The organism is Mycobacterium sp. 852013-50091_SCH5140682 (assembly GCF_001665685.1).
Lineage (GTDB): Bacteria > Actinomycetota > Actinomycetes > Mycobacteriales > Mycobacteriaceae > Mycobacterium.
In genome coordinates, this window is record NZ_LZTB01000103.1 from 1 (window position 1) to 5,070 (window position 5,070).

At 68.1% G+C, this 5,070-nt stretch carries 2 protein-coding genes; both read left to right on the top strand.

Annotation, left to right across the window (positions count from 1 at the left end):
• A partial coding sequence (iniR, locus tag A5784_RS26825; protein WP_064947914.1) for an isoniazid response ATPase/transcriptional regulator IniR occupies positions 1 to 2,298 on the top strand: 2,298 nt, incomplete at its 5' end.
• 294 nt (positions 2,299 to 2,592) lie between these two features.
• On the top strand, positions 2,593 to 5,070 hold a 2,478-nt coding region (locus tag A5784_RS26830; RefSeq protein ID WP_064947915.1), incomplete at its 3' end, for a heterodisulfide reductase-related iron-sulfur binding cluster.

The window sequence follows — 5,070 nt, forward strand, 5'->3', positions numbered from 1 at the left end:
ATGCGATCGTCGGCAGCGTCAGATGTGTATAAGAGAGAGCACCTGCTCGGCGATGACGAACTGGCCGCGTTCGTCGAGCACATCACCGATCCGGCAGCGACCGTGGTGGTCGCGACCGCACCTCTGGCGCACCGGCCTGCACTGCGCGCACTGGTTACCGCGCTGCAGCGGGAAAGCCCGGAAGTACTCCTGGGCCCGCTGCCCGCGGCCGAGGTCAACCAGATCATCATCACCGCACTGGGTGCGCCCGCGTCGTCCGAAACCGTCCGCTCGGTCTTGATCGCGACCGCCGGCTTGCCGTTCCTGGTGACTGCGGCCGCGCAGGCGACGGCGCCACCCGAGCAGTCCGCCCGTTTCACCCTGATCGACCGACTACGCCGCATCGACGAACGCACCCGCGACACCCTGCTGATCACGTCACTGAGTCAGGGGCTGGGCCCCGACGACGTGGCAGCCGCATTGCACTGCAGCGGCGCGGATGCCGTCGACCTCGTCGACCGGGCCAGGGCGGGCGGCCTGGTCGAACCGTCCTACGACCGCCGGTTCGTGCGGCTGGTGCACGAGTGCCTCGCGCAGATCGCGGGGGCAGCACGCCATCACGAAATCGAGACGTCGCTGCTGAATTCGCAGTTGGAGATGTCGACGTTGTCGGCGGAACTCGCGGTGCAGCTCGCCGAGCACGGGTTGCGCGACGACCGGCTTGCCGATGCCCTGATCGAGCGCGCGGTCGAGGTCCACGGTCGCCCGGCCCGCGCGGCAGCGCTGTACCGGGCCGCCGCCAGGGCCGGATCAATCTCGGGTAACGCACGGCTGGCCGATGCGCTGGCCCTGACGGGTGACTGCGCGACGGCCGGGCGGATGGCTGACGAGCTGCTGGAATCCGCCGACGCCGGCCAGCGGGCCGCGGCGGTGCGCGTCGCCGCCAGCGTCGCCGCCCATGACGGGAATGCCGTGGCGGCAGCCGATCTGTTCCGGTGGCTTGGCCCGTATCCGGACGCGTCGGTGAGTGCGGCGGGCGTTGTGGTGAGTGTCGCGGCGGGCGACCTGTCGACGGCGCGCGATGCCCTGACGGCCGAGCGCACGGGCCCGCCGACGGCCGCGGCTCGCGCGGCGCGCAGCCTCGCCGAGGGCGTGCTCTCGTCGCTGGACCAGCCGTTCGCTGGCGCCGTCGCCCGACTCGGGCAGGCCCTCACGAGCGAGCATCATGGCGGCGCCGTCGCCCCGGACACTCCGTCGGCGCTGGTCACGCTGGTCGCACTGCACGGCGGCGATCCGGTGCGCGCGCGCAGTGTCATCGGGCGGGCCGTGCGGGCCGAGGGTGCCGACGAGGTGCCCTTCACCGTGCACCGGCACCGGCTGCTGCAGGGCTGGGTGCGCATGCAGGACGGCCAGCTCGGGGCGGCCACCGCCGACGCGGCCGCGGCAGACCACGGCCTGCACCGGCGAGATGCGCTGTGGGCGGCCGCCCTGCGCACGGCCATCGCGCGCCGCACCGGAGACAGCGGCGCCGTGCAGCAGCACTGGTATGCGGCCATGGAGGTGCTCGCCGAGTACTCGATCGACCTGTTTTCCCTGCTCCCGCTGGGCGAGCTGTGGGTGGCAGGCGCTCGGATGCGCCAGGTCGACCGGATGCAGCACGCTCTGTCGCAGGCGTTCGAGCTGCTGGATTCGTTGGGCAAGCCGGTGCTGTGGTCGGTGCCGCTGCACTGGGCGGGCGTGCACGCCGGCATTCTGGCCAACTCCCCCGCCGCGGTGGCCCCGCACGGGCAGGCGCTGACCGCAGCTGCCGGGCAGAGCGCGTTCGCGCGAGCCCTCGCCCATGCGGGACGCACCTGGCTGCGGGTGCTGGCCAACCAGGTCGACACCGACGAGGTCACCGTGGCCGCGCGCGCGTTGGCGCAATACGGGCTGACCTGGGACGGCACTCGGCTGGCCAGTCAGGCCGCGCTGCAGACCCCTGATGCCCGGGTATCGCAGGCGATGCTGCAGCTGGCCCGCGACCTCAAACAGAGCAGCGCCGTCGACGAGTCACCGCTGCCCGATGTGGCGTCCGTCGCGAGAACTGCGGCGCCTGCGACTCAGCCCGGAGCGAGCTCCACGGCCCGGTTGTCCGACCGGGAACGGGAGGTCGCCGAGTTGCTCCTCCTCGGGATGCCGTACCGCGATATCGGCAGCCAGTTGTTCATTTCGGCTAAGACGGTCGAGCATCACGTGGCCCGGATCCGGCGGCGGTTGGGGGCCGAATCGCGCTCGGAAATGCTGTCGATGTTGCGCGCGATGTTGGCTCCGCAGGGCTGACCGCAGCGATCGATCTAAGGTCCGAAAAACGAAGAATTCCGTCGGGCGCCCCTGGCGTGTCGCGGCCTGGTTTCGGCCCGCCGACCACCCGCGGGGGTGCTTAGTTACTCACCAGTAACCAACTCTGCCCAGTGAATATAAATCGACTTAGGCCAACCTTAGTGGCGCAGGTTCTGTGGTTGATGTCACTATAAGCAGGCACTGAGCTTAAGTTACCGATCAGTAACATGGAGTTTGTTACCGGCGAGTAACCACGAAACTGGGAGGCCCCCGTTGGAAAACAGCCTGGAGCATATGCTCACGACAGGCCGGTTGATCCTTGCGTTGTTGGCAACAGCGATCGTCTTGGTCTTCGCCGCCAAGCGCATCATGTGGCTGACGAAACTGATCAGCTCGGGGCAGAAGCTCGGTGACGAACGCGGCCGCAAAGACGATCTGGTCCGTCGCTTCCTGAACCAGAACAAGGAAGTCTTCGCCCAGTCGAAGCTCCTCAAGTGGTCCATCCCCGGCCTCGCGCACTTCTTCACGATGTGGGGCTTCTTCGTCCTGGCCACGGTGTACCTCGAGGCCTACGGCGTGCTGTTCAACCCCGAGTTCCACATCCCGCTCGTCGGCCGCTGGCCCGTGCTCGGCTTCCTGCAGGACTTCTTCGCCGTCGCCGTGCTGGCAGGCATCGTCGTCTTCGCGATCATCCGCATCCGCAAGAACCCCGAGCAGCTCGGTCGCGAATCACGTTTCTACGGCTCGCACAACGGCGGTGCCTGGACGATCCTGATCATGATCTTCCTGGTCATCCTGACCTACGCGATCTTCCGCGGCGCCGCGGTCAACGTCCTCAACTACGAGGGTCGCGCCGCCTTCCCGTACCAGTCCGGTGCGTTCTTCTCCGACGGCATGGCCGCCCTGCTGGCCCCGCTGGGACACACCGCCAACCTGTGGCTGGAGACCCTGGCCCTGATGGCCCACATCGGCGTCATGCTGGCCTTCCTGCTGATCGTGCTGCACTCCAAGCACCTGCACATCGGTCTGGCACCGATCAACGTCACGTTCAAGCGCCTGCCCAACGGCCTCGGCCCACTGCTGCCGATGGAGTACAAGGGCGAGAAGATCGACTTCGACGATCCCGCCGAGGACGCGGTGTTCGGCAAGGGCCGCATCGAGGACTTCACCTGGAAGGCCAACCTCGACATGGCGACCTGCACCGAGTGTGGTCGCTGCCAGTCGCAGTGCCCGGCCTGGAACACCGGCAAGCCGCTGTCGCCCAAGCTCGTCATGATGAACCTGCGCGACCACCTGTTCGCCAAGGCTCCGTACATCATCGAAGGCAAGCCGATGCCCGAGGAAGGCTCGGTCGACTTCGCCACGGCCGAGCGCGAGCACCACGGACACGCCGTGCCCGAAGACGGCTTCGCCCGCATCGAGGGCTCCGGTCCCGATCAGGCGCTGCGCCCGCTGGTCGGCACCCTCGAGCAGGGTGGCGTCATCGACCCCGACGTGCTGTGGTCCTGCACCAACTGCGGTGCCTGCGTCGAGCAGTGCCCGGTGGACATCGAGCACATCGACCACATCGTCGACATGCGCCGCTACCAGGTCATGGTCGAGTCCGAGTTCCCCGGTGAGCTCGGTGTGCTGTTCAAGAACCTGGAGACCAAGGGCAACCCCTGGGGCCAGAACGCCAAGGACCGCACCAACTGGATCGACGAGGTCGACTTCGACGTTCCGGTCTACGGCCAGGACGTCGAGACCTTCGACGGCTTCGAGTACCTGTTCTGGGTCGGCTGCGCCGGCGCCTACGAGGACCGTGCCAAGAAGACCACCAAGGCCGTCGCCGAGCTGCTGGCCGCGTCCGGCGTGAAGTTCCTGGTCCTGGGCACCGGTGAGACCTGTACCGGTGACTCGGCTCGCCGCTCCGGCAACGAGTTCCTCTTCCAGCAGCTGGCCGCGCAGAACGTCGAGACCATCAACGAGCTGTTCGAGGGTGTCGAAACGGTCGACCGCAAGATCATCGTGACGTGCCCGCACTGCTTCAACACGATCGGCCGCGAGTACCCGCAGCTGGGTGCCAACTACACCGTCGTGCACCACACGCAGCTGCTCAACCGGCTGGTCCGGGACAAGAAGCTGGTGCCGGTCAAGTCCACCGGAGGCCCCGAGGTCACCTACCACGACCCGTGCTTCCTGGGCCGCCACAACAAGGTCTACGAGGCTCCGCGTGAGCTGGTCGAGGCCTCGGGCGTGACGCTCAAGGAAATGCCCCGCCACGCTGACCGCGGCCTGTGCTGTGGTGCCGGTGGCGCGCGCATGTGGATGGAAGAGCACATCGGCAAGCGCGTCAACGTCGAGCGCACCGAAGAGGCGATGGACACCGCCTCGACCATCGCGACCGGCTGCCCGTTCTGCCGCGTGATGATCACCGACGGTGTCGACGACGTGGCCGCTGCCCGCAACGTCGAGAAGGCCGAAGTGCTCGACGTGGCTCAGCTGCTGCTGAACTCGCTGGACACGAGCGCCATCACGCTGCCGGAGAAGGGCACGGCAGCCAAGGCGTCCGAAGCTCGCGCAGCGGTTCGCGCCGAGGCCGAGGCCAAGGCCGAAGCTGCTGCGGCTGCTGCGGCTCCGGCCCCGGCGGCGGCCGAGCCCGAGGAGCAGACCGCTGCACCGGCGGCGTCGACGGCGACCGACACGGCTGCCAAGCCGGTGACCGGCCTCGGCATGGCCGGCGGTGCGAAGCGCTGTCTCTTATACACATCTGACGCTGCCGACGATCGCATA